The sequence below is a fragment of the Thermomonas sp. HDW16 genome (genome assembly GCF_011302915.1).
Classification (GTDB): Bacteria; Pseudomonadota; Gammaproteobacteria; order Xanthomonadales; family Xanthomonadaceae; genus Thermomonas.
Genome location: NZ_CP049872.1, coordinates 746,058 through 767,724 on the forward strand (window position 1 = coordinate 746,058; position 21,667 = coordinate 767,724).

The window sequence follows — 21,667 nt, forward strand, 5'->3', positions numbered from 1 at the left end:
GGCCGTCTTGATGCTTGGCAGTTTGGCTGTGCTAGCACAGCGACACGCAGTGCCGGAAGTCACCGGGACTGGTGTCACCCGGGCCGATGCAGGCGGGCGACCTTCAGGGGCGTACCGCATAGGCACGCAGGAACAAATCGACGACCGAGGCAACGTGCTCTTCCGGAGTATCGGTGCGGCCACTGCAGCTGTAGCCGAACACCGCCTGCGCGTGCGCCTCGCCCTTGAGCAGGGTGAAGAACTGCGACGCGGCGCGGCGGGGGTCATCGATCTCCAGTTCGCCGGCCTCGATCCGGCGCTCCAGCATCTCGGTGAAGGCGTCCTGCACGCGCTTGGGGCCGGCTTCCCAGAACAGGCTGGGCATGCCCCGGGCGGTCGCTTGCGGGGTGCACAGGACGCGGTGACCGGCGATCGCCTCGGGCGTCATGATCATCCCGAAGAACGCATGGCCGATGTCGGTCAGGCGCTCGCGAACGGGTTTTTCGGGCTCGGCGACGAACAGGCTGGATGGCATCGCCTGCTCGCAATGCGCGCGCACCGCCTCGGCGAACAGGCTGTCCTTGTCGCCGAAGTGGCTGTAGACGGTGAGCTTGGAGACGCCCGCCTCGGAGGCGATCTGATCCATGCTGACGCCATCGAAACCATCCTGGACGAACATCCGCTTGGCCGCGTCCAGGATCGCCGCGCGCTTGCCCGGATCCTTCGGACGCCCTGGCCCAGCCGACTTGGTTGTCGTGCTCTCGGTCGCCTTCGATTTGGCCGAAGAAATCATGCGTTAATACTAGACCAGTTGGTTCGATATTTATACTATACCGCTAAGTTCATTAATATTGACGAACCGCTGATGGGGGCGACATGGGGCACAAGATGAAGGTTGCGATGCTGGCGTTGGCGCTCACGGCTACGCTCGCGGCATGCGGCAAACCCCAAGCGCCGGTGGAAACCGCGCGCCCGGTGTTGGTGGTACACCCGTCCGGCGGCGCGCAATCCGCGTTCAGCGCCTATGCCGGCGAGATCCGCGCCCGCGAGGAAAGCGCGTTGTCGTTCCGCATCGGTGGCAGCCTGGTGAAGCGGCTGGTCGATGCCGGCGACCGCGTGCGCCGTGGCCAGCTGCTGGCCGAACTCGACCCTGGCGATGCCGGCCTGCAAGTCGCCGCCGCGCAAGCGGAGATGGCGCGCCTTGGCGGCGATCTGGAACGCTATCGCAAGCTGGTTGCGCAGAAACTGGTCAGCCAATCGACCTTCGATGCACAGCAGGCCGCCTATCGCGCCGCACGCGCGCAGTACGAATTGATGCGCAACCAGTCCGCCTACACGCGCCTGCACGCACCGCGCGATGGCGTGATCGCGAATCGCCTGGCCGAAGCCGGGCAGACCGTTGCCGCCGGACAAACCGTTTACACATTGGCGGGTGATGCTGGTCGCGAAGTGGCGATTGCCCTGCCGGAATCGCGCGTGCGCGACGTGCAGGTCGGCCAGCCGGTGCTAGTTGAATTGTGGAGTGCACCCGGCGAGCGATTGCCAGGCCGCGTGCGCGAAATTTCTCCCGCCGCCGACCCGCAGGCGCGCACCTATGCCGCGCGTGTTGCGCTGGATGGCGATGCGGCCAGTGCGGTCGAACTCGGCCAGAGCGCGCGCGTGTACATGCAGGAACATGGCGAAGCTGCCGCATTGAGCGTGCCGCTGTCTGCCGTGCAACGCGCCGCGGATGGCAAGCCGGCTTCATTGTGGGTGGTCGATCCGACGTCGCGGCGCGTGCATCTGGCGCCGGTGCAACTAGGCGCGTATGCCGAAGAAGCTGTACCGGTGTTGGGAGGCGTGGGCGCGAATGCGTGGATCGTCGCCGCTGGCGGTCACCTGCTGCGCGAGGGCCAGCTGGTCGCGCCGGTGGATCGCGACAATCGACCGGTGTTCGATAAAACCGCACCCGCGACTGCGGCGAAGTAAGCCGCCATGAAATTCAATCTTTCCGAATGGGCGCTGCGCAACCGCACGCTGGTGCTGTACGCGATCCTGATGCTGGGTCTGCTCGGCGCGTGGTCGTACCGCCACCTCGGCCAATCCGAGGATCCGCCGTTCACCTTCAAGGCGATGGTGGTGCGCACGATCTGGCCGGGCGCGACCGCGGAGGAAGTCTCGCGGCAGATCACCGACCGCATCGAAAAGAAATTGATGGAAACCGGCCAGTACGAATTCATTCGCGCCTACTCGCGGCCAGGCGAGTCGCAGATCATCTTCATCGCCAAGGACTCTCTGCGCAGCAAGGACATTCCGCCGCTGTGGTACCAGGTGCGCAAGAAGGTCGGCGATATCAAGGCGACACTGCCGCGTGATGCCATCGGCCCGTTCTTCAACGACGAATTCGGCGATACCTTCGGCAATATCTATGCGTTGACCGGCGATGGTTTCGACTACGCCGTGCTCAAGGACTACGCCGAGCGGCTGGAGCTTGAACTGCAGCGCGTTCCGGACGTCGGTAAGGTGGATTTGCTCGGTCTGCAGGACGAGAAGATCTACATCGAGCTGTCCAACACCAAGCTGGCATCACTCGGGATTCCGTTGACCGTGGTGCAGCAGGCACTGGACGAACAGAATGCGGTGGTGCCGGCGAGTTATTTCGAAACCGCTGGCGAACGCGTGCAGATGCGGGTCAGCGGTCGCTTCGATTCGGTGCAGGCGATACGCGACTTCCCGATCCGCGCTGGCGACCGCACCTTCCACCTGGGCGAGATCGCCAAGGTCACCCGCGGTTTCTCCGACCCGCCAGCGCCACGCATGCGCTACATGGGCGAAGACGCGATCGGCCTTGCGGTGTCGATGCGCGATGGCGGCGACATCCTCAAGCTGGGCAAGTCGCTGGAAAGCGAATTCGCGCGCCTGCAAAAGACCCTGCCGACCGGCATGCAGCTGCGCAAGGTCTCCGACCAGCCGCTGGCGGTGACGCGTTCGGTCGACGAGTTCATCAAGGTGCTGACCGAGGCGGTGGCGATCGTGCTGCTGGTCAGCTTCCTGTCGCTCGGCCTGCGCACCGGCACCGTGGTCGCGCTGTCGATCCCGCTGGTGCTGGCGATGACCTTCGCCGCGATGCATTACTTCGGCATCGGCTTGCACAAGATCTCGCTCGGCGCGCTTGTGCTCGCCTTGGGTCTGCTGGTGGATGACGCGATCATCGCGGTCGAGATGATGGTGGTGAAGATCGAGCAGGGCTACGACCGGATCAAGGCCGCTGCCTTCGCCTGGGAAAGTACGGCATTCCCGATGCTGACCGGCACGCTGGTGACCGCGGCCGGCTTTTTGCCGATCGCCACCGCGGCATCGAGTACAGGCGAATACACGCGCTCTATCTTCCAGGTGGTGACGATCGCGTTGCTGATTTCCTGGGTGGCGGCGGTGGTGTTCATCCCGTACCTGGGTTACCAGCTGTTGACCGAGCAGGGCGAGGAAAGCGAACCGAAGGGCCGCATCGCGCGCGGGTTCCGGCGACTGCGCGATGCCTTCGCCGCAGGCGTGTCGCGCATTCCGCGCATCGGTAGCGCTATCTCGGATCACATCACTGCCAAGCACCACCACGAAGCCGCGCACGATCCCTATCAGTCGGCCTTCTACCAGCGCTTCCGCAAGTTGGTCGCGTGGTGCGTGGAATATCGCAAGACGGTGATCGCGGTGACCGTGGCGATCTTCATCGCTTCGCTGATGCTGTTCCGCTTCGTGCCACAGCAGTTCTTCCCGGCGTCCACGCGGCTGGAGCTGATGGTGGACATGGAGCTGGCCGAAGGCGCTTCGCTCAAGGCCACCGCGGCGCAGGCGAAGAAGCTGGAAGCGATGTTGCAGAAGCAGGAAGGCGTCGAAAGCTATGTCGCCTATGTCGGTACCGGTTCACCGCGTTTCTACCTGCCTCTCGACCAGCAGTTGCCCGCGGCGAATTTCGCCCAGTTCGTGCTGCTCACGCATGACATCGAATCGCGCGAAGCCGTGCGCAAGTGGTTGATCGAGGAAGCCGCACCGGCGTTCCCGGAACTGCAGGTGCGCGTCACACGCCTTGAGAACGGTCCGCCGGTCGGTTACCCGGTGCAGTTCCGCGTCTCCGGTGAACACATCGGCCGCGTACAGGCCATCGCGCGACAAGTGGCCGACAAAGTGCGCGCGAATTCGCATGTGACCAACGTGAACCTGGACTGGAGCGAACCGAGCAAGGTGGTGCGTCTGCGCATCGACCAGGAACGCGCACGCGCGCTGGGCGTGAGCTCGGCGGCGGTGGCGAAGTTCCTGTCCGGTTCGCTATCCGGCACCTCCGTCAGCACCTATCGCGAAGACAACGAGGCGATCGAGATCCTGCTGCGCGGGCCGGGCGAGGAGCGCGAACGGCTGGGCATGCTCGGTTCGCTGGCGGTGCCGACGATGAGCGGCAAGGCGGTATCGCTGAGCCAGATCGCCACGCTTGAGGACGGCTTCGAGGACGGCATCGTCTGGCATCGCAACCGCCTGCCGACGGTCACCGTGCGCGCCGACATCTACGGCAAGGAACAGCCGTCCAGCGTGATGGCGCAGATCTCGCCGACCTTGGATGACATCCGCGCCACGCTGCCCTCCGGCTACCTGCTGCAGCTCGGCGGCACGGTGGAGGATTCCGCGCGCGGGCAGAACTCGGTGAACGCCGGCATGCCGCTGTTCGTGCTGGTGGTGACCACGTTGCTGATGCTGCAGCTGCGCAGCTTCTCGCGGGTGCTGCTGGTGTGGCTGACCGCGCCGCTGGGGCTGATCGGCGTCAGTCTGTTCCTGCTGGTGCTGCGGGTGCCGTTCGGCTTCGTGGCGATGCTCGGCACCATCGCGCTGTTCGGCATGATCATGCGCAACTCGGTGATCCTGGTCGATCAGATCGAACAGGACATCGCCGCCGGGCATGCGCCGTGGCAGGCGATCATCGACGCCACCGTGCGCCGCTTCCGCCCCATCGTGCTGACCGCGCTGGCGGCGGTGCTGGCGATGATCCCGCTGTCGCGCTCGGTGTTCTTCGGGCCGATGGCGGTGGCGATCATGGGCGGGCTGATCGTGGCGACCGCGCTGACCCTGCTGTTCCTGCCGGCGTTGTATGCGGCGTGGTTCCGGGTGAAGCCGGAGCCGTCGCACGCCTGACGCAGCGAGGCTTCGCGCCGGTGCTATGGGTGCCGTCGCGTCGCCCCCGGCATCGGCCAAAAGCGCCGATGCCTCCTCCTTGATTGCGCGTCGGCATGCATCACGCCGATGCACCCGAGGTGTATGGCAATGGAAAAGGGGTCAGAGTGAATTTTGCGTCGACTCGAATCGGCTTGACCGGAAATCCCGGTCGCAAAACTTCACTCTGACCCCTTTTCCTTTCGTCAATCGCGCAGTTCCGCCACGTAGCAATCGGCTTCGATGTGTTCGAGCACCGCACGAGTCGCTTCCGCTGTGCGAACGCCACGGCCCGCGGGCGCCAGGTCGGCGGTCAGCACGCCGGCATCCAGCGCCTTGCCTACTGCCAGCTCGATACACGCGGCTTCGCGCTCGAGTCCCAGCGAATGGCGCAGCAGCATGGCGGCGCTGAGGATCGTCGCATAGGGATTCGCGATGCCCTTGCCTGCGATGTCCGGTGCGGAGCCGTGGATCGGCTCGTACAGGCCAACCTTGCCATCGCCCAGCGACGCACTCGGCAGCAGGCCCAGCGAGCCGGCCAGCATCGAGGCCTCGTCGGTGAGGATGTCGCCGAACATGTTCTCGGTGACGATCACGTCGTACTCGCGCGGCTTGGCTAGCAGGTGCATCGCCATCGAATCGACCAGTTGGTGTTCCAGTTCGATCTCGGGGAATTCCTCGTGCACCACGCGTTCGGTGGTTTCGCGCCACAGGCGCGAGGTCTCCAGCACGTTGGCCTTGTCGACCGACGTCACCTTGCCGCGGCGGCCACGTGCCAATGTGCAGGCGCGTCGCACCACGCGTTCCACTTCGGCCACGCTGTAGCTGCACAGGTCGCTGGCATTGTCGCCATCGCGCGATTTTTCGCCGAAGTAGATGCCGCCAGTCAGTTCGCGTACGACCACCAGATCCACGCCGTTGAGCAGGTGCGGCTTGATCGGTGAGGCACCCAGCGTCGCCGGGTGCGGCTTCACTGGGCGCAGGTTGGCGTACAGGCCCAGCGCCTTGCGGATCGCGAGCAACCCTTGCTCGGGTCGTACCTTCGCTTTCGGGTCGGACCACTTCGGGCCGCCGACCGCACCTAGTAGCACGGCATCTGCCTTGCGTGCGGCATCCAGCGTCGCCTGCGGCAGCGGTTCGCCAGTGGCGTCGATCGCGGCGCCGCCGATCAGCTGTTCCTCGAAATGGAAGTCGTGGCCGTAGCGCTTGGCAACGGCTTGTAACACCGAAACTGCAGCAGCAGTCACTTCCGGGCCGATGCCGTCACCCGGCAATACGACGATGTTCGCGTTCATCAAGCGGCCTCTGCCGCGTCGCGCGCGGCTTCGAATTGTTGGATGTCGGGTTTTTGTTTCAGCAGGTAGCCGAGTTGATCTACGCCATCGAGCAGGCAGGTCTGCGCGAACGCATCCAGTGGGAAGGCGAAGCTGCGGCCGTCGGGCAGCGTCAAGGTGCGCGCGGCGATGTCGATCGACAGTTCGATGCCGGGCTGCGCCAGCAGTTCGTCGACGACGGGCTGATCCAGCACGATCGGCAGCAGGCCGTTCTTAAGCGCGTTGCTGCGGAAGATGTCGGCGATCTCGCTGCTGACCACCGCGCGCAGGCCGAGGTCGAGCAGCGCCCACGGCGCGTGCTCGCGCGAGGAGCCGCAGCCGAAGTTGCGGCCGGCGACCAGAATCTGCGCGCCAGCGTTCTCTGCTTGATTGAACGGGAATTCCGGGTCCGGCGAGCCATCCGGCAGTGAACGCCAGTCGTTGAAGGCATGCTTGCCGAGGCCCTTGCGCTCGGTGGTGGTCAAAAAGCGCGCGGGGATGATCTGGTCGGTATCGATATTGCGTTCGCGCAGCACGATGGTGCGCGAGGTCAATTGCTTGAACGGCTGCATCACGCGGCCTCCTTCTGGCTCAGGAATTCGCGCGGGTCGGTGATCTCGCCGGCCACTGCGCACACCGCAGCCGTCAAAGGCGAGGCCAGCACGGTGCGTGCGCCCTTGCCCTGGCGGCCTTCGAAGTTGCGGTTGGACGTCGAAACCGCCAACTGTCCCGGTTGCACCAGGTCGCCGTTCATCGCGATGCACATCGAGCAGCCAGGCTCGCGCCATTCGGCACCGGCGGCGCGGACGATGGCGTCGATGCCTTCGGCTTCGGCATCCTTCTTGACCTGCTCGGAGCCGGGCACAACCAGCATGCGCACGCGCGGATGCACCTTGTGGTTCTTCAATATCGACGCGGCTTCGCGCAAGTCGCTGAGCCGCGAATTGGTGCAGCTGCCGATGAACACCACGTCCACCGCGCGCCCGGCCAGCGGCGCCTGCGCCTCCCAACCCATGTAGTCGCGTGCCTTGGCGTCGTCGCTGTTGGTATCTGCCGGGATGTGCCCGGCAATCGCGGCGACTTGACCCGGATGCGTGCCCCAGGTAATGGTCGGCGCGATGTCGCGCGCGTCGATCCGCACTTCGCGATCGAACGCCGCGCCTTCGTCGGTGCGGAATACGCGCCAGCGTTCGACGGCCGCATCGAACGCCGCACCCTGTGGTGCGCGCGGGGTGTTGCGCAGGAACTCGAAAGTGATGTCGTCCGGCGCGATCAGGCCCGCGCGCGCGCCGGCTTCGATCGACATGTTGCACACGGTCATGCGCTCGTCCATTGACAGCGAATGGATCGCGCTGCCGCGGTATTCGATGACATGGCCGGTGCCGCCATTGACGCCGATCACGCCGATCACGTGCAGGATCAGGTCCTTGGCGGTGACGCCGGGGCCGAGCTCGCCGTCGATGGTGATCGCCAGCGTCTTCGGCTTGCGTTGCAACAGGCATTGCGTGGCCAGCACGTGGCCGACTTCGCTGGTGCCGATGCCGAACGCCAGTGCGCCGAATGCACCGTGTGTGGCGGTGTGGCTGTCGCCGCAGACTATCGTCATGCCGGGCTGGGTGATGCCGAGTTCGGGGCCGATGACATGCACGATGCCGCGGTGCGCACTGCCGAAGTCGAACAGTTCTACGCCGAACTTCGCGGCGTTCTCGCGCAGCTTCGCGACCTGCGCTTCCGCTTCAACGTTCGCGTACGGCAGCTTGCCGGTGGCATCTGCAGGCAAGGTTGGCGTCGAATGATCCAGTGTGCCCTTGGTGCGTTCCGGCCTTGCGACCGGCAGGCCGCGTGCGTCGAGTTCGGCGAAGGCCTGCGGCGAGGTGACTTCGTGGATCAGGTGCAGGTCGATGTACAGCACCGCCGGCGCGGAATCGGTTTCCGGCGCGACCAGGTGCGCGTCCCACAACTTGTCGAACAATGTCTTCGCAACCATCACGCAGCCTCCACGCGTGGCTGCGCCTGGCGTGCGCGCAGCACGCGGTTGGCGACATCCAGCCAGGCGATCGCGCTGGCTTCCAGCACGTCGCGACTGGTGCCTTGCCCGCTCAATGTTTCGCCATCGATGCGACCGCTCAGGTTGGCTTCGCCGCGCGCGTCGCGGCCGATGCCCATGCTGTGCACTTCGTAGCTTTCCAGTTCGAAATCGACGCCGGTGGCTTGCGCCAGCGCGGCGAACACGGCGGCGATCGGGCCTTCGCCTTCCGCGCTTTGCAGCAGGTGCTTGCCGTCGGGATCGGACAGGTCGACGTGCGCGCGGGTGTGCTGGCCGTAGTCGGTCAGGCTCAGCGCGGAGATGCGCCAGCCGGGGCCGTAACGCTCGCCTTCGACCAGCCGTTGCAGGTCGGCATCGCCGATCACGTGCTGGGTTTGGGTCAACGCCTTGGCGCCGGCGATCACTTGGTCGAGCTGTTCGTCTTCCAGCACATAGCCCAGCTGGCGCAGGCGGTCGGCGACCGCGGCGCGGCCACTGTGGCGGCCCAGCACCAGTTGCGAATCGGGCCAGCCCACGTCCTGCGGGCGCATGATTTCGTAGGTGTCGCGGTTCTTCAGCATGCCGTGCTGGTGGATGCCGGATTCATGCGCGAACGCGTTCAGCCCGACGATCGCCTTGTTGCGCTGCACCTGGATGCCGGTGATGCGCGACAGCAGGCGCGAAGTCTCCAGCAGCTTGCGCGTATCGATGCAGGTGTCCGCGCCGTACCAGCCGCCGCGTACCTTCATCGCCATCACCAGCTCTTCCAGCGCGGCATTGCCGGCGCGTTCGCCGATGCCGTTGATGGTGCATTCGACCTGGCGCGCGCCGCCTTCGATCGCGGCGAGCGAATTGGCCACCGCCAGGCCCAGGTCGTTGTGGCAGTGCGCGCTGAAGGTCACGCCGTCCGCGCCTTTCACGTTGGCGCGCAGGTAGCGGAACAGTTCGCGGATTTCCTCCGGCGTGGCATAGCCCACGGTGTCCGGTACGTTCAGGGTGCGCGCACCAGCGGCCACCGCGGCATCGAACACTTCGACCAGGAACTCGCGCTCGGTGCGGAAGGCGTCCTCCGCGGAGAACTCCACATCGTCCACGTGCTTGCGTGCCAGTTGCACGCCCATCGCCGCGTGCTCGATCACCTGTTCACGGCTCATGTTGAGCTTGTGCTGGCGGTGCAGCGGGCTGGTGGAGATGAAAACATGGATGCGCGGCGCGGCGGCATCGTCCAATGCGCGTGCGCAGGCTTCGATGTCGCCCGGATGGCAGCGGGCGAGGGTGGCGATGGACGCTCCGCGCACCTCGCGGGCGATGGCCTGCACCGCGCCGAAATCGGCGGGGGAGCTGTTGGGAAAGCCGGCTTCGATCACATCGACGCCGAGATCGGCCAGCGCATGGGCGAAGGCGATCTTCTGCGACGCGCTCATGGTGAAACCGGGCGATTGTTCACCGTCGCGCAGGCTGGTGTCGAAAATGCGAATGCGATCGGTCGTGTTTGCGTGGGTCATGCGGGGAGTTCTTCGAAAGAGGGGGCGGTGCGCTTGCTGGGCGCAGGCGGAACGGACAGCAGGCCGACGGGAAGCGCGTTCGCGGAAGGCGTGCGCTTCGTCGCCGGCGCGCTAAGTCGCTCCTGCGCGCGTTGCCGCGGTTTGCGCGGCGGGCGTGGGCGCACCTCGGACAGCAACCGCGCGAGAACCCCGGCATCCAGGTTGCCGCCGGAGACCACCGCGCATTTGCGCTTGGCGGCGATGCGTCGGCCAGCGGCCAGCGCCAGCGCGCCGGCACCTTCGGCGATCACGTGTTCTTCCAGCGCCAGCCGCACCAGGGTTTCGCGCAGTTCGGCTTCGCGCACGATCACCACGTCGTCCAGCAACTCGCGAAGCAGTACGCGGGTCAGTGCACCGGGTTCCTTGACCTTGATGCCATCGGCCAGCGTGGCAACCGGGTCGCGCGGCGTGTGGTCGCCTTTCAATGCGCGCGCCATCGCATCCACGCCTTCGACCTGCGCACCGATGATGCGTACGCCCTGCGATTTCAAGGCCAGCGCGACGCCAGCCGCCAGGCCGCCACCGCCGATCGGCACCAGCACCACGTCGGGCGACAGCGTGGTGGCGATCTCCAGGCCGACCGTGCCTTGCCCGGCGATCACGTCGGGATCGTCGAAGGCGGACAGCAGGCGATAGCCGTTGTGCGCGGCCAGTTCGATGGCGAAGGCCTTGGCCTCGTCGTAGCTATCGCCATGCAGGCGCACGGTCGCGCCCCAATGGGCGACGCCGGCGATCTTGGTTTCCGGCGCGCAGCGCGGCATCACCGTGATCACCGGCATGCGCAGGCGGTAAGCGGCCCATGCAAGACCTTGCGCATGGTTGCCGGCGGACGCGGCGATCACCGTGCGCGCATCGCCGCGCTCGCGCGCGACCAGCAATGCGTTCAACGCGCCACGCACCTTGTACGAGCCGGTGCGCTGCATGTTCTCGAGTTTCAGCCAGCAGCCAAAGCGTTCCGCGTGATGCATCGGGGTGACATCGAGGTAACGACGCAGCCGTGCATGCGCCGCCAGCACATCGCTGGCGGTGGGCATGCGTACATCGCTGGCTACGTCGCTTGGCATCGGCTCAGACCCGGGTCAACCAGCGGCCTGACCAGCTGCTTTCGCCGCGCACGGTGGCCGCGTACACCGCGGCGATCTCGCGCGACAGCGGGCTTTGCGCGTCGAACGTGCGGCCGTCGATTTCGGCGATGGGTGCGACTTCGGCGGCGGTGCCGCAGGCGAACACTTCGTCTGCATCCAGCAGTTCTTCCATGCTGACCGGCCGCGAATCGGCGCCGGTCAGGCGGATCAGGGTGTCGCGGGTGATGCCGGGCAACGCGTCGCGATGCTCGACCGCGGTGATCGCGCCATCGCGCACGAAGAACAGGTTGGCACCGGTGCATTCGACGACGTAGTTGTCGTCGTCGACGAACATCGCTTCGTCGAAACCGCGCGCCTTGGTTTCGCGCTTGGCCAGGATCGAGTTGACGTAGGCGCCACACAGCTTCAGCGGTGGCAGCGAGCTGGCCGGGTTGCGCCGCCACTTCGACACCGACACCCGCGTGCGGTTGCCGTTGAGATGCAGGTTGGTGGCCGAGGTGGCGACCATCAGGTGGTGCGCGCGGCCGCTGACATCCAGGCCGAAACCGCCGTCGCCATACCAGGCCAGCGGGCGGATATAGGCATCGCCGAGTTTGTTCGCGCGCAGCGTCTGCAGCACTGCCTCGGTCGCGAGTGCGATGTCGAAGTCCATGCCCAGCAGTTCGCAACCCTTGCGCATGCGTTCCAGGTGCTCGGGCAGGCGGAACACGGCGGCGCCGTCGCGGGTGGCATAGGCGCGAATGCCTTCGAACACGCCGCTGCCGTAATGCAGGGCATGCGTGCCCAGCGTGGCCTGCAGCTTCGATGCGTCCTGCAGTTCGCCATCGAACCACAGTTGTTGCGGCGTATCGGTCGATGTCGATTCGCTGCGCGTCGCATCGCCGCGCGCCTCGCTCGCGGTGCCGTCGTTCAATTGCATGGCTGCACCTGCACGTCCAGACAGTCGTACAGCTTGGATAGCTGCTCATGCAGGTTGTCGGCGGTGCGGTCGCCTTCCACGGTCATCTGCAGGTGCCAGCGGTCACCTTCGGATTGGGCTTCGCCTTCCACCGCCAGCGGCCGGAAGCCGCGGCGTTCGGCGGTGCCGAGCACGCGGGCGAGCGCGCCTTCGGCCTGGCGCAGGGTGAGGTCGAGTCGATAGCGCATGTCAGGCCTCCTGGACGGACGTGTGGTGGTGTGGGGAAGGAGTGGCGATGGCGGGCGTTGCGGCGGCGGGCGCGTCGTCCAGCATGTCGCTGTTGCTGCGGTTCGGCGGCACCAACGGCCAGACATTGGCGGCGGTGTCGATGGCGACGTGCAGCAGGGCCGGGCCTTTCGCCTCCAGCAACGCCTGCAGCGCGGCATCGACGTCTTCGGCGCGTTCGACATGAAGGGCCTCGATGCCGAACGCCTGCGCCAGCGCGACGAAATCCGGGTTGTCGGACAGGTCGATCTCCGAATAACGCTTGTCGAAGAACAATTCCTGCCATTGGCGGACCATGCCCAACGCCTGGTTGTCGAGCAGCACGATCTTCACCGGCAGGTCGTAGCGGCGCAGCGTCGCCAGCTCCTGGATATTCATCAGGATCGAGCCGTCGCCGCTGACGCAGACAACCCGTGCAGTCGGATCCTGCATCTGTGCGCCCATCGCGGCGGGGATGCCGAAACCCATGGCGCCCAGCGCACCGGAGGTCAGGTGCTTGCGCGGATGATCCATGCGCCAGTGCTGCGCCACCCACATCTGGTGCTGGCCGACATCGCAGGCGACCACTGCATCCGGCGCCAGTTCGGACAAGCGCTTCAGCAACGCGGGCGCAAACACGGTCTTGCCGGGGGCGTCGTAACGCGCGGCATGTTGTTGCGCGCGTTGCTGGCACTGTGCGCGCCAGGCCTTGCGGGCGGCGCCGTTGCGGCCGTGCAGATGGGCCGCGCAGGGCAGGGTCAGTTTCGCCAGCGTGGTGCGGATATCGCCGCGCACGCCGGCATCGGCGGCACGCAGTTTGCCGATCTCGCAGGCATCCAGGTCCATGTGCACGACGCGCGCGTTCGGCGCGAACTCGGCCAGTTTTCCGGTAGCGCGGTCATCGAAACGCGCGCCGACCACGATCAGCACATCGCATTCCTGCACCGCCAAATTCGCCGCGCGCGAGCCGTGCATGCCTAGCATGCCCGAGTTCAACGGATGCTGCGTCGGCAATGCGCCCAAGCCCTTCAAGGTCAGCACGGTCGGGATCTGCGTCGCATCGACGAAGGTGCGGAAGTCCTGCAGCGCATCGCCCAACGCGATACCGCCACCGCCATAGATGACCGGACGCTGTGCCTGCGAGATCAGCGCCAAGGCTTCGTGCAGCGAGGCATCCTTCGGCGCTTCGGCGGCATCCACCGGCAGCGGTGCATGCGCGGGCAGATGCGAGGCATCGGCCATCTGCACGTCCTTCGGCAGGTCGATCAGCACCGGGCCGGGGCGGCCGCTGCGTGCCAGCCGGAACGCTTCGGCCACCATCATCGGCAGGTCATCGATGCGGCGGGCGATGAAGCTGTGCTTGACCATCGGCAAGGTCATCGCGAACACGTCCAGCTCCTGGAACGCGTCGGTGCCCATCAGCGTGGTCGGCACCTGGCCGGTCAGCACCACCATCGGCACCGAATCCAGCATCGCATCGGCGATGCCGGTGACCAGGTTGGACGCGCCCGGGCCGGAGGTCGCCACGCACACGCCGACACGCCCGCTGGCGCGCGCATAACCGTTGGCGGCAAAGGCCGCGCCCTGCTCGTGGCGTACCAGCACATGCTTCAGTGCCGGGGTGCCGTGCAGGGCGTCGTAGAAGGGCATGATCGTGCCGCCGGGATACCCGAACAGCGTGTCCACGCCTTCCGCGACTAGGGCCTGCGCCAGCCAGCGGGCGCCGTTCATCAGGCGGCCTCACTCTGCGGTTGTGCGGCTTCGGTCGCGGGCTTTGCAGGTGCCGCTTGCGAGCTGGCCAGCCACTTCATGTTGGCGCGAAGCTTCTTGCCGATGGCTTCGATCGGATGATCGAGGTCGGCCTGCTTCATCGCCTTGTAGTTGGCGTTGCCGGCCGCGTATTCGGCGATCCACTGGCGGGCGAAGGTGCCGTCCTGGATTTCGGTCAGCACCTTGCGCATCTGCGCGCGGGTGTTGTCGTCGACGATGTAATTGCCGCGGGTCAGTGCGCCGTACTGCGCGGTCTCGCTGATGAACTCGTGCATGCGGGTGATGCCGCCTTCGTAGAACAGGTCGACGATCAGCTTCAGCTCGTGCAGGCATTCGTAATAGGCGACTTCCGGCTGGTAGCCGGCTTCGACCAACGTTTCCCAACCGGCCTGCACCAGCTTGGTCGCACCGCCACAGAGCACGGCCTGCTCGCCGAACAGATCGGTCTCGGTTTCTTCCTTGAAGGTGGTCTTGATGGCGTTCTGGCGCGCGCCGCCGATGCCGGCGCAGTAGGTCAGCGCGAACTGTTCGGCCTTGCCGCTCGTGTCCTGGTGGATCGCATAGACCGAAGGCACGCCGCGGCCGATTTCGTATTCGCGGCGCACCAGCGCGCCCGGGCCCTTGGGCGCGACGAGGACGACATCGAGATCCTCGCGCGGGGTGATTTGCCCGTAATGCACGTTGAAGCCGTGCGCGAACAGCAGGCAGGCGCCCTGCGCGATGTTCGGCTCGATGACTTCGCCGTACAGCTGCGGCTGCACCATGTCCGGGGTCAGGATGGCGACGATCTCGGCGTCTTTCACCGCGTCGGCCGGCGTTTTCACCGTGAAGCCGTCAGCCTTCGCCTTGAGCTCGGTGGGGCCGCCGGGGCGCAGGCCGATGGTGACGTCGAAGCCGGAATCGCGCAGGTTGAGCGCATGCGCGCGGCCCTGGCTGCCGTAGCCGACGATGGCGATGCGGGGTTTGGTGGGGCTGGTCATTGCGGGTGTCCTGAGGTTGGAGTCGTGGTTGGAGGAGGTTTCGAAAGGCCCAAAACGAAAAACCCCGCACCTTGCGGTGCGGGGTTTGCGATTCCTGGGCTGTGTTTCGTTGTTACGCGCCGGATCGTCCCGCACCTGTGGGCGAGGTAATAAGTACGAGTACGAGGACGGACGCCGCAGCGGATGCGGTCGTGGTGGGCGTCAGTGATGTGCGGCGGTGCAACATGGGGCGAGCAGAACACGGCGAATGCGCTACTGTCAACAGGCGCCGTCATTCCGATTTCGCATGAAAGACGGTTGCAACTGAAACCGTGGAAACCCAGCAGAATCAAGGCTTCCAGCGGTTCGTCCCCACGACGCAGCGAAACTCCCATGCCCGACTACCGTTCGAAAACCTCCACCCACGGCCGCAACATGGCGGGTGCCCGCGCGCTGTGGCGCGCCACCGGCATGGGCGATGACGACTTCCACAAACCGATCATCGCCATCGCCAATTCCTTCACCCAATTCGTGCCCGGGCATGTGCATTTGAAGGACATGGGCCAGCTGGTCGCGCGCGAGATCGAACGCGTTGGCGGCGTGGCGAAAGAGTTCAACACGATCGCGGTGGACGACGGCATCGCCATGGGCCACGACGGCATGCTGTATTCGCTGCCCTCGCGCGAATTGATCGCCGACGCGGTGGAGTACATGGCGAACGCGCACTGCGCCGACGCGCTGGTGTGCATCTCCAACTGCGACAAGATCACCCCGGGCATGTTGATGGCGGCGCTGCGTTTGAACATCCCGGCGGTGTTCGTCTCCGGCGGGCCGATGGAAGCGGGCAAGACCAAACTTGCCGAACACAAGCTCGACCTGGTCGATGCGATGGTGCTGGCCGCCGATCCGAATGCGAGTGACGAACAAGTGGCGGCGGTCGAACGCAGCGCCTGCCCGACCTGCGGTTCCTGCAGCGGAATGTTCACCGCGAATTCGATGAATTGCCTGACCGAAGCGCTGGGACTTTCATTGCCCGGCAATGGCACCGTGCTTGCGACACACTCGGATCGAGAAGCGCTGTTCAAGCGCGCCGGTGTGATCGCGGTGGAGTTGTGCCATCGCTGGTACGGTGCGGAAGACGCGAGTGCATTGCCGCGCGGCATCGCCACGTTTGAAGCCTTCCAGAACGCGATGACCCTGGATATCGCGATGGGTGGTTCGACCAACACCATCCTGCACCTGCTCGCCGCCGCGCAGGAAGCGGAAGTGGATTTCACCATGCGCGACATCGACGCACTCAGCCGACGCGTGCCGCAGTTGTGCAAGGTGGCGCCGAACACCCAGAAGTACCACATCGAAGACGTGCATCGCGCCGGCGGCATCATGGCGATCCTCGGCGAACTTGCGCGCGGCGGCTTGCTGCACACCGATGTTGCCACCGTGCACGCGCGCACGCTGGGCGATGCGATTTCGAAGTGGGATATCGCCACGGTCGATGACGAGGCGGTATCCACCTTCTTCAAGGCCGGCCCGGCCGGCATCCCGACCCAGGTTGCATTCAGCCAGAGCACGCGCTGGCCGTCGCTGGACGACGATCGCGCCGAAGGCTGCATCCGCAGCGTCGAACACGCCTATTCGCAGGAAGGCGGGTTGGCGGTGCTGCATGGAAACATCGCGCTCGACGGTTGCGTGGTGAAGACCGCTGGCGTGGACGAATCGATCCATGTGTTCGAAGGCAATGCCCGCGTCTATGAAAGCCAGGACGCGGCGGTGAAGGGCATCCTCGACGACGAGGTGAAGCCGGGCGATGTCGTCGTCATCCGCTACGAAGGCCCGAAGGGTGGGCCGGGCATGCAGGAGATGCTGTATCCGACCAGTTACCTGAAGTCGAAAGGTCTCGGCAAAGCGTGTGCGTTGCTCACCGATGGACGTTTTTCCGGCGGCACCTCCGGCCTGAGCATTGGCCATGTGTCGCCGGAAGCGGCGGCGGGTGGCGCGATTGGCCTTGTGTGCGACGGCGACCGCATCCGCATCGACATCCCGAATCGCTCTATCGAATTGCTGGTGCCGAACGAGGTACTCGATGCGCGTCGCTCCGAGCAGGACGCGAAGGACTGGAAGCCCGCGCAGGCGCGCCCGCGGAAGGTTAGTGCCGCGTTGAAGGCTTATGCGCTACTGGCGACCAGCGCGGACAAGGGCGCGGTACGCGACAAGGCCCTGCTGGACGCGGTCTGACCGACGGTCGGCCGGTGCCGTGGGCGTTGTGGTCTAATTCGCCCCGAAGCGGGGGTACCGCGCCGATCCATGGCGCGGTTGAGACAGACCCATCGAACCTGATCCGGTTGAGACCGGCGTAGGGAAGCTTCGCAACACGCCCGTGGCGTGCCTGCGCCTTCGCTTCGTTCACGGCCCGCGAATCCTTCGCGGCCGAGCCAATGGACGATGCCGATGAATGCCATTCCCAAGCCCGCCGCCGACCTCTTGCAGCAGACCGGGCAATTGTCCGAATCCGTGACCCGGCCGATCCCCGGTTCGCGCAAGATCTTCGTGGAGGGTTCGCGGCCTGACCTGTGGGTGGCGATGCGCGAGATCGCGCAGACCCAGACGCCGACGCTGTTCGGCGGCGAGACCAATCCGCCGATCACCGTCTACGATCCGTCCGGCCCGTACACCGACCCCGATGCGCGCATCGACCTGTCGGCCGGCCTGCCTGCGCTGCGCGCGAAGTGGATCGAGGAACGCGGCGATACCGAGTTGCTGTCGAAGCTCAGTTCCGAGTTCGGTCGTGCGCGCGAAACCAATCCGAAGCTGGACGCGGTCCGCTTCCCCAATCGCACGTTGCCGCGCGTGGCCAAGGCTGGCGCCAACGTCAGCCAGATGCATTACGCGCGCAAGGGCATCATCACCCCGGAGATGGAGTACGTCGCCATCCGCGAGAACCAGCGCCTGGACGCGGTGCGCGATGCGTTGCTGCTGAAGCAGCATCCCGGCGAATCCTTCGGTGCCAGCATCCAGAAGTTCATCACGCCAGAATTCGTTCGCGACGAAATCGCCCGTGGCCGCGCGATCCTGCCCAACAACATCAACCACCCGGAAAGCGAGCCGATGATCATCGGCCGCAACTTCCTGACCAAGATCAACGCGAACATCGGCAACTCCGCGGTGAGTTCCGGCATCGCCGAGGAAGTGGAAAAGCTGGTGTGGTCGATCCGCTGGGGCGGCGACACGGTGATGGACCTGTCGACCGGCAAGCACATCCACGAAACCCGCGAGTGGATCATCCGCAACTCGCCGGTGCCGATCGGCACGGTGCCGATCTACCAGGCGCTGGAGAAGGTCGATGGCCGTGCCGAGGAACTGACCTGGGAGATCTTCCGCGACACCCTGATCGAGCAGGCCGAGCAGGGCGTGGACTACTTCACCATCCACGCCGGCGTACTGCTGCGCTACGTGCCGCTGACAGCGAAACGCGTCACCGGCATCGTTTCGCGCGGCGGTTCGATCATGGCCAAGTGGTGCCTGGCGCATCACAAGGAGAACTTTCTCTACACGCACTTCGAGGACATCTGCGAAATCATGAAGGCCTACGACGTGGCCTTCAGCTTGGGCGATGGCCTGCGTCCCGGCTGCATCGCCGATGCCAACGACGCCGCGCAGTTCGGCGAGTTGGAGACGTTGGGCGAACTCACCAAGATCGCGTGGAAGCACGACGTGCAGACCATGATCGAAGGCCCCGGTCATGTGCCGATGCAGATGATCAAGGAGAACATGGACAAGCAGCTGGCCGAGTGCGGCGAGGCGCCGTTCTACACGCTTGGTCCACTGACCACCGACATCGCGCCGGGTTACGACCACATCACCAGTGCGATCGGCGCGGCGATGATCGGCTGGTTCGGCACCGCGATGCTCTGCTATGTCACGCCGAAGGAACACCTGGGGCTGCCGAACCGCGAAGACGTGCGCGACGGCATCATGGCGTACAAGATCGCCGCGCATGCCGCGGATCTGGCGAAGGGCCATCCCGGTGCGCAGGTACGCGATAACGCCTTGTCCAAGGCGCGTTTCGAGTTCCGCTGGGAAGACCAGTTCCACCTGGGCCTGGATCCGGAAAAAGCCAAGTCCTTCCACGACGAAACCCTGCCCAAGGACGCACACAAGGTCGCCCACTTCTGCTCGATGTGCGGCCCGCACTTCTGTTCGATGAAGATCACCCAGGACGTCCGCGACTATGCCGCCGAGCATGGGGTGGACGAGGCGGCGGCGCTGGAAGCAGGCATGGCGGAGAAATCGGCCGAATTCCGCGAGCAGGGCGCCGAAGTGTATCGAGACGCGTGAGCACGACGCACGCTAGCATCGCCTGATGAAACTTCCTTCGCCAGGCTTGTCGCCGTTCGTCCACTTCCTGGCATCGCTCAGGCGCTCGCCATCGCGAGCGCTGCTGGCGGTGCAGTTCCTTGCCTTGCTGCTGTATCCGATGGCGCACGATAGCCCCGCCGGGCAGATCGCCACCAGCGTGATCAGCGTGGGCGTGCTGGGCGTGGCGGTGTGGATGGTGCACAAATCGCCGCAGGCCGGTTGGTTCGCGGCCCTGTTGGCGGTGCTCGGCGTGGGCCTGTGGAGTGCGTACAACGCCGACGATGGTGCCTGGCTTGGCGTGGTGGGTAGCACGTTCTATGCCGCAGCGTATTTCTACGCCGCGTATTCGCTGATCTCGTACATGATGGAAGACGAGCACACCAGCACGGACGAACTGTGGGCGGCGGCGGCCACCTTCATGCTGCTGGTCGAAGCTTATGCCTGGTTGTTCATGGGCACGCAATTGTTGCAGCCGGGTGCGTTCACCGCGATCGCCGCCGATGGTAGCCAGCCGGTGCGCAGTTGGGTGGAGTTGCTGTTCTTGTCCGGCACGAATTTTTCCGCAACCGGGCTGTCCGATATCGTCCCGCTGACGCCTTTTTCGCGGATGCTGTGCATCATCGAACAGTGGAACGGCGTGATGTACTTGGCTATCGTGGTGGCGCGTCTGGCGGGTATGTTGAAGTCGAAATCGGCCTGAGGCATTGCGTTGCACCCGCGTCGCTCAAGGCAATTCCTGCATCGTCGCGCGTGCCCCGGCCGCCAGTGCGGTCAACGCAGGCGACTGGTCGCCATCGGCGAGGTAGGCCAGCGCATGCAGGAAGTTCTCCAGGTTCGCACGACGTACCCACCAGACTGCTTGTGGCGCGGTTTCGGGGCGAGGGCCGAGCGACTGAGCAAGTCCTGCTAGCCATGCGTCGACTGTTGGTTGTTCCAGGTCACCGCGTGCAATGGCATAGGCGACTGGCCGCGCAAGGCGGCCCGGTTCGCCGAACGCGTAAGCATGTCCATCGGCAGGCATGGCCTGTGAGCCAATCGCAGCCAGCAGCGACAGGACTTGTGACGGCGAAAGCGCCTTGTTGAGCGCTAGTTGCAGGATCCAGTCCGCGCCATGCGCAACGCCGTGTCGCCAACCTTCGCCATCGACATAGCCGCGATAGTCGCGCACGGATGTCAGGTACTCCGTTGCTGCCGCGGTCATCTGCCTGCGTTCGTCCGCCGTCATCCATGGCTGCACGCGATCGGTGCGTGCGACCTCGGACAACACCAGCGCGGTGAACGGTTTGCGAAAACCGTCCACATCCGCGCCTTTGAGTTGCTGCAGCAGGCGTTGCTGGAGCAGGCGCAAGGTGTCGGGATCGAGCTGCTTGCCGCGCATCCAGGTCGACAGCGCTTCGAAGGCGGTGCCATCGCGCAGTAGTGGATCGGGATCGCCCAGGCAATCCAGCAGTTCGAACGCGCGGCGGTTGCGGTTTTCGGTGTCGACCGTCGCGAATCCCGAAGTTTTCCATTGATCGAGCATGGCCGGTGCTTCATCGGCCAGCGCGCAGTGCGCCCACGCCGGTAGCGGCATCGGCAGGCAGGCACAGGCAAGCAGCAGGGCGGGGAAAAATGTGTGCATGGTCGTGAGTGCGAAATTGAACCAATGCACTCTAAGCCAGGTCGTGTTTTTCCGCCGCGGCCGTTTGTCATGAAAAACCCCGGACGTTGCCGGGGTTTTTTCGGAACTTCGGCTTGCTTCAGAACTTGGGCTTTTCCGCCGTCGCCTCGTAGCGTTCGACCGATTCGACCAGCAGCTGCCGCGCTTCGTCGCGGCCGCCCCAGCCGTCGAGCTTGACCCACTTGCCGGCTTCCAGGTCCTTGTAGTGCTCGAAGAAGTAACCGATTCGGTCCAGCCAGTGCTTCGGCACGTCATCCAGGTGCTGGATGTGATCGTAACCGGGGTAGACCTTGCTGATCGGCACGGCGAGGATCTTCTCGTCCGCTCCGGCCTCGTCGACCATGCGCAGCACGCCGACCGGGCGCACCCGGATCACCGAACCGGGGATCAACGCCAGCGGCATCAGCACCAGCACGTCGGCCGGGTCGCCGTCGCCGCACAGGGTGTGCGGCACGTAGCCGTAGTTGCAGGGATAGCGCATCGGGGTGGACAGCACGCGGTCGACGAAGATCGCGCCGCTGGCCTTGTCGACCTCGTATTTGACCGGCTCCGCGTCCTTCGGGATCTCGATGATGACGTTGAGTTCATCCGGCGGGTTCTTGCCGGTGGGGACGAGGTCCAGGCCCATGCGTGTGCTCCGA

The 21,667-nt window shown here is 65.4% G+C and carries 17 protein-coding genes and 1 riboswitch; of the genes, 5 read left to right on the forward strand and 12 right to left on the reverse strand.

Going from position 1 to position 21,667, the window contains the following annotated elements; genetic code table 11:
- Positions 1-103 precede the first annotated feature (103 nt).
- On the reverse strand, positions 104-772 hold the full coding sequence (locus tag G7079_RS03305) for a TetR/AcrR family transcriptional regulator (RefSeq protein ID WP_166055536.1): 669 nt from the start codon (positions 770-772) through the stop codon (positions 104-106).
- Between the two features lie 95 nt (positions 773-867).
- On the opposite strand from G7079_RS03305, the gene G7079_RS03310 reads away from it, so the two are divergent.
- Complete coding sequence (locus G7079_RS03310; protein ID WP_166055538.1) at positions 868-1,947, forward strand: efflux RND transporter periplasmic adaptor subunit; 1,080 nt, start codon at positions 868-870, stop codon at positions 1,945-1,947.
- Between the two features lie 6 nt (positions 1,948-1,953).
- Positions 1,954-5,133, forward strand: coding sequence for an efflux RND transporter permease subunit (locus G7079_RS03315; protein ID WP_166055540.1), 3,180 nt, complete (start codon positions 1,954-1,956; stop codon positions 5,131-5,133).
- A gap of 224 nt (positions 5,134-5,357) precedes the next feature.
- Here G7079_RS03315 and leuB read toward each other — a convergent pair whose 3' ends face one another.
- From leuB to ilvC, 9 genes are read right to left on the reverse strand one after another with little or no spacing between them, the layout of a single operon-like run.
- Positions 5,358-6,446: a 3-isopropylmalate dehydrogenase gene (gene leuB / locus G7079_RS03320; RefSeq protein WP_166055542.1), complete on the reverse strand. Its 1,089-nt coding sequence runs from the start codon at positions 6,444-6,446 to the stop codon at positions 5,358-5,360.
- Positions 6,446-7,036 (reverse strand): 3-isopropylmalate dehydratase small subunit, encoded by a 591-nt coding sequence (leuD, locus tag G7079_RS03325; protein ID WP_166055544.1) that lies wholly within the window; start codon positions 7,034-7,036, stop codon positions 6,446-6,448. Before leuD ends, leuB begins: the two co-directional genes overlap by 1 nt.
- On the reverse strand, positions 7,036-8,451 hold the full coding sequence (leuC, locus tag G7079_RS03330; RefSeq protein WP_166055546.1) for a 3-isopropylmalate dehydratase large subunit: 1,416 nt from the start codon (positions 8,449-8,451) through the stop codon (positions 7,036-7,038). Before leuC ends, leuD begins: the two co-directional genes overlap by 1 nt.
- The gene (locus tag G7079_RS03335; protein WP_166055548.1) at positions 8,451-9,995 is read right to left on the reverse strand and encodes a 2-isopropylmalate synthase; all 1,545 of its coding nucleotides are present in this window, start codon (positions 9,993-9,995) and stop codon (positions 8,451-8,453) included. The genes leuC and G7079_RS03335 overlap by 1 nt, the downstream gene beginning before the upstream one ends.
- Positions 9,992-11,098: a threonine dehydratase gene (locus tag G7079_RS03340; protein ID WP_166055550.1), complete on the reverse strand. Its 1,107-nt coding sequence runs from the start codon at positions 11,096-11,098 to the stop codon at positions 9,992-9,994. Before G7079_RS03340 ends, G7079_RS03335 begins: the two co-directional genes overlap by 4 nt.
- A 4-nt stretch (positions 11,099-11,102) precedes the next feature.
- The gene (locus tag G7079_RS03345; RefSeq protein WP_166055552.1) at positions 11,103-12,038 is read right to left on the reverse strand and encodes an aminotransferase class IV; all 936 of its coding nucleotides are present in this window, start codon (positions 12,036-12,038) and stop codon (positions 11,103-11,105) included.
- Positions 12,029-12,265 carry an ACT domain-containing protein gene (locus G7079_RS03350; RefSeq protein WP_166055554.1) on the reverse strand — a complete coding sequence of 79 codons (237 nt, stop codon included), beginning with the start codon at positions 12,263-12,265 and terminating at the stop codon, positions 12,029-12,031. The genes G7079_RS03345 and G7079_RS03350 overlap by 10 nt, the downstream gene beginning before the upstream one ends.
- Before the next feature lies 1 nt (position 12,266).
- Entirely contained in the window at positions 12,267-14,012 is a 1,746-nt protein-coding gene (gene ilvG, locus G7079_RS03355) for an acetolactate synthase 2 catalytic subunit (protein ID WP_166055556.1), read from the reverse strand.
- Positions 14,012-15,031 (reverse strand): ketol-acid reductoisomerase, encoded by a 1,020-nt coding sequence (gene ilvC, locus G7079_RS03360; protein ID WP_166055558.1) that lies wholly within the window; start codon positions 15,029-15,031, stop codon positions 14,012-14,014. Before ilvC ends, ilvG begins: the two co-directional genes overlap by 1 nt.
- 372 nt (positions 15,032-15,403) lie before the next feature.
- Here ilvC and ilvD point away from each other — a divergent pair, with 372 nt between their 5' ends.
- The 3 genes from ilvD to G7079_RS03375 all read left to right on the forward strand — a co-directional run bounded on the left by ilvD (position 15,404) and on the right by G7079_RS03375 (position 20,066).
- A complete protein-coding gene (ilvD, locus tag G7079_RS03365; RefSeq protein ID WP_166055560.1) occupies positions 15,404-17,245 on the forward strand; it encodes a dihydroxy-acid dehydratase in 1,842 nt (613 codons plus the stop codon).
- A gap of 40 nt (positions 17,246-17,285) precedes the next feature.
- A riboswitch (TPP riboswitch) is annotated at positions 17,286-17,388 on the forward strand.
- Between the two features lie 70 nt (positions 17,389-17,458).
- A complete protein-coding gene (gene thiC, locus G7079_RS03370; RefSeq protein ID WP_166055562.1) occupies positions 17,459-19,345 on the forward strand; it encodes a phosphomethylpyrimidine synthase ThiC in 1,887 nt (628 codons plus the stop codon).
- 25 nt (positions 19,346-19,370) lie between these two features.
- Entirely contained in the window at positions 19,371-20,066 is a 696-nt protein-coding gene (locus G7079_RS03375; protein ID WP_166055564.1) for a potassium channel family protein, read from the forward strand.
- A gap of 24 nt (positions 20,067-20,090) precedes the next feature.
- Here G7079_RS03375 and G7079_RS03380 read toward each other — a convergent pair whose 3' ends face one another.
- Positions 20,091-20,987, reverse strand: a complete 897-nt coding sequence (locus G7079_RS03380; RefSeq protein WP_166055566.1) for a DUF2785 domain-containing protein — start codon at positions 20,985-20,987, stop codon at positions 20,091-20,093.
- Positions 20,988-21,105: 118 nt separating this feature from the next.
- Positions 21,106-21,654, reverse strand: coding sequence for an inorganic diphosphatase (gene ppa / locus G7079_RS03385; RefSeq protein WP_166055568.1), 549 nt, complete (start codon positions 21,652-21,654; stop codon positions 21,106-21,108).
- Between the last annotated feature and the right edge of the window lie 13 nt (positions 21,655-21,667).

What these genes read in the sequence shown, in the direction of transcription:
- G7079_RS03305 (WP_166055536.1), bottom strand. Translation starts at nt 772, where the DNA reads ATGATTTCTTCGGCCAAATCGAAGGCGACCGAGAGCACGACAACCAAG.
- G7079_RS03310 (WP_166055538.1), top strand. Translation starts at nt 868, where the DNA reads ATGAAGGTTGCGATGCTGGCGTTGGCGCTCACGGCTACGCTCGCGGCA.
- G7079_RS03315 (WP_166055540.1), top strand. Translation starts at nt 1,954, where the DNA reads ATGAAATTCAATCTTTCCGAATGGGCGCTGCGCAACCGCACGCTGGTG.
- leuB (WP_166055542.1), bottom strand. Translation starts at nt 6,446, where the DNA reads ATGAACGCGAACATCGTCGTATTGCCGGGTGACGGCATCGGCCCGGAA.
- leuD (WP_166055544.1), bottom strand. Translation starts at nt 7,036, where the DNA reads ATGCAGCCGTTCAAGCAATTGACCTCGCGCACCATCGTGCTGCGCGAA.
- leuC (WP_166055546.1), bottom strand. Translation starts at nt 8,451, where the DNA reads ATGGTTGCGAAGACATTGTTCGACAAGTTGTGGGACGCGCACCTGGTC.
- G7079_RS03335 (WP_166055548.1), bottom strand. Translation starts at nt 9,995, where the DNA reads ATGACCCACGCAAACACGACCGATCGCATTCGCATTTTCGACACCAGC.
- G7079_RS03340 (WP_166055550.1), bottom strand. Translation starts at nt 11,098, where the DNA reads ATGCCAAGCGACGTAGCCAGCGATGTACGCATGCCCACCGCCAGCGAT.
- G7079_RS03345 (WP_166055552.1), bottom strand. Translation starts at nt 12,038, where the DNA reads ATGCAATTGAACGACGGCACCGCGAGCGAGGCGCGCGGCGATGCGACG.
- G7079_RS03350 (WP_166055554.1), bottom strand. Translation starts at nt 12,265, where the DNA reads ATGCGCTATCGACTCGACCTCACCCTGCGCCAGGCCGAAGGCGCGCTC.
- ilvG (WP_166055556.1), bottom strand. Translation starts at nt 14,012, where the DNA reads ATGAACGGCGCCCGCTGGCTGGCGCAGGCCCTAGTCGCGGAAGGCGTG.
- ilvC (WP_166055558.1), bottom strand. Translation starts at nt 15,031, where the DNA reads ATGACCAGCCCCACCAAACCCCGCATCGCCATCGTCGGCTACGGCAGC.
- ilvD (WP_166055560.1), top strand. Translation starts at nt 15,404, where the DNA reads ATGCCCGACTACCGTTCGAAAACCTCCACCCACGGCCGCAACATGGCG.
- thiC (WP_166055562.1), top strand. Translation starts at nt 17,459, where the DNA reads ATGAATGCCATTCCCAAGCCCGCCGCCGACCTCTTGCAGCAGACCGGG.
- G7079_RS03375 (WP_166055564.1), top strand. Translation starts at nt 19,371, where the DNA reads ATGAAACTTCCTTCGCCAGGCTTGTCGCCGTTCGTCCACTTCCTGGCA.
- G7079_RS03380 (WP_166055566.1), bottom strand. Translation starts at nt 20,987, where the DNA reads ATGCACACATTTTTCCCCGCCCTGCTGCTTGCCTGTGCCTGCCTGCCG.
- ppa (WP_166055568.1), bottom strand. Translation starts at nt 21,654, where the DNA reads ATGGGCCTGGACCTCGTCCCCACCGGCAAGAACCCGCCGGATGAACTC.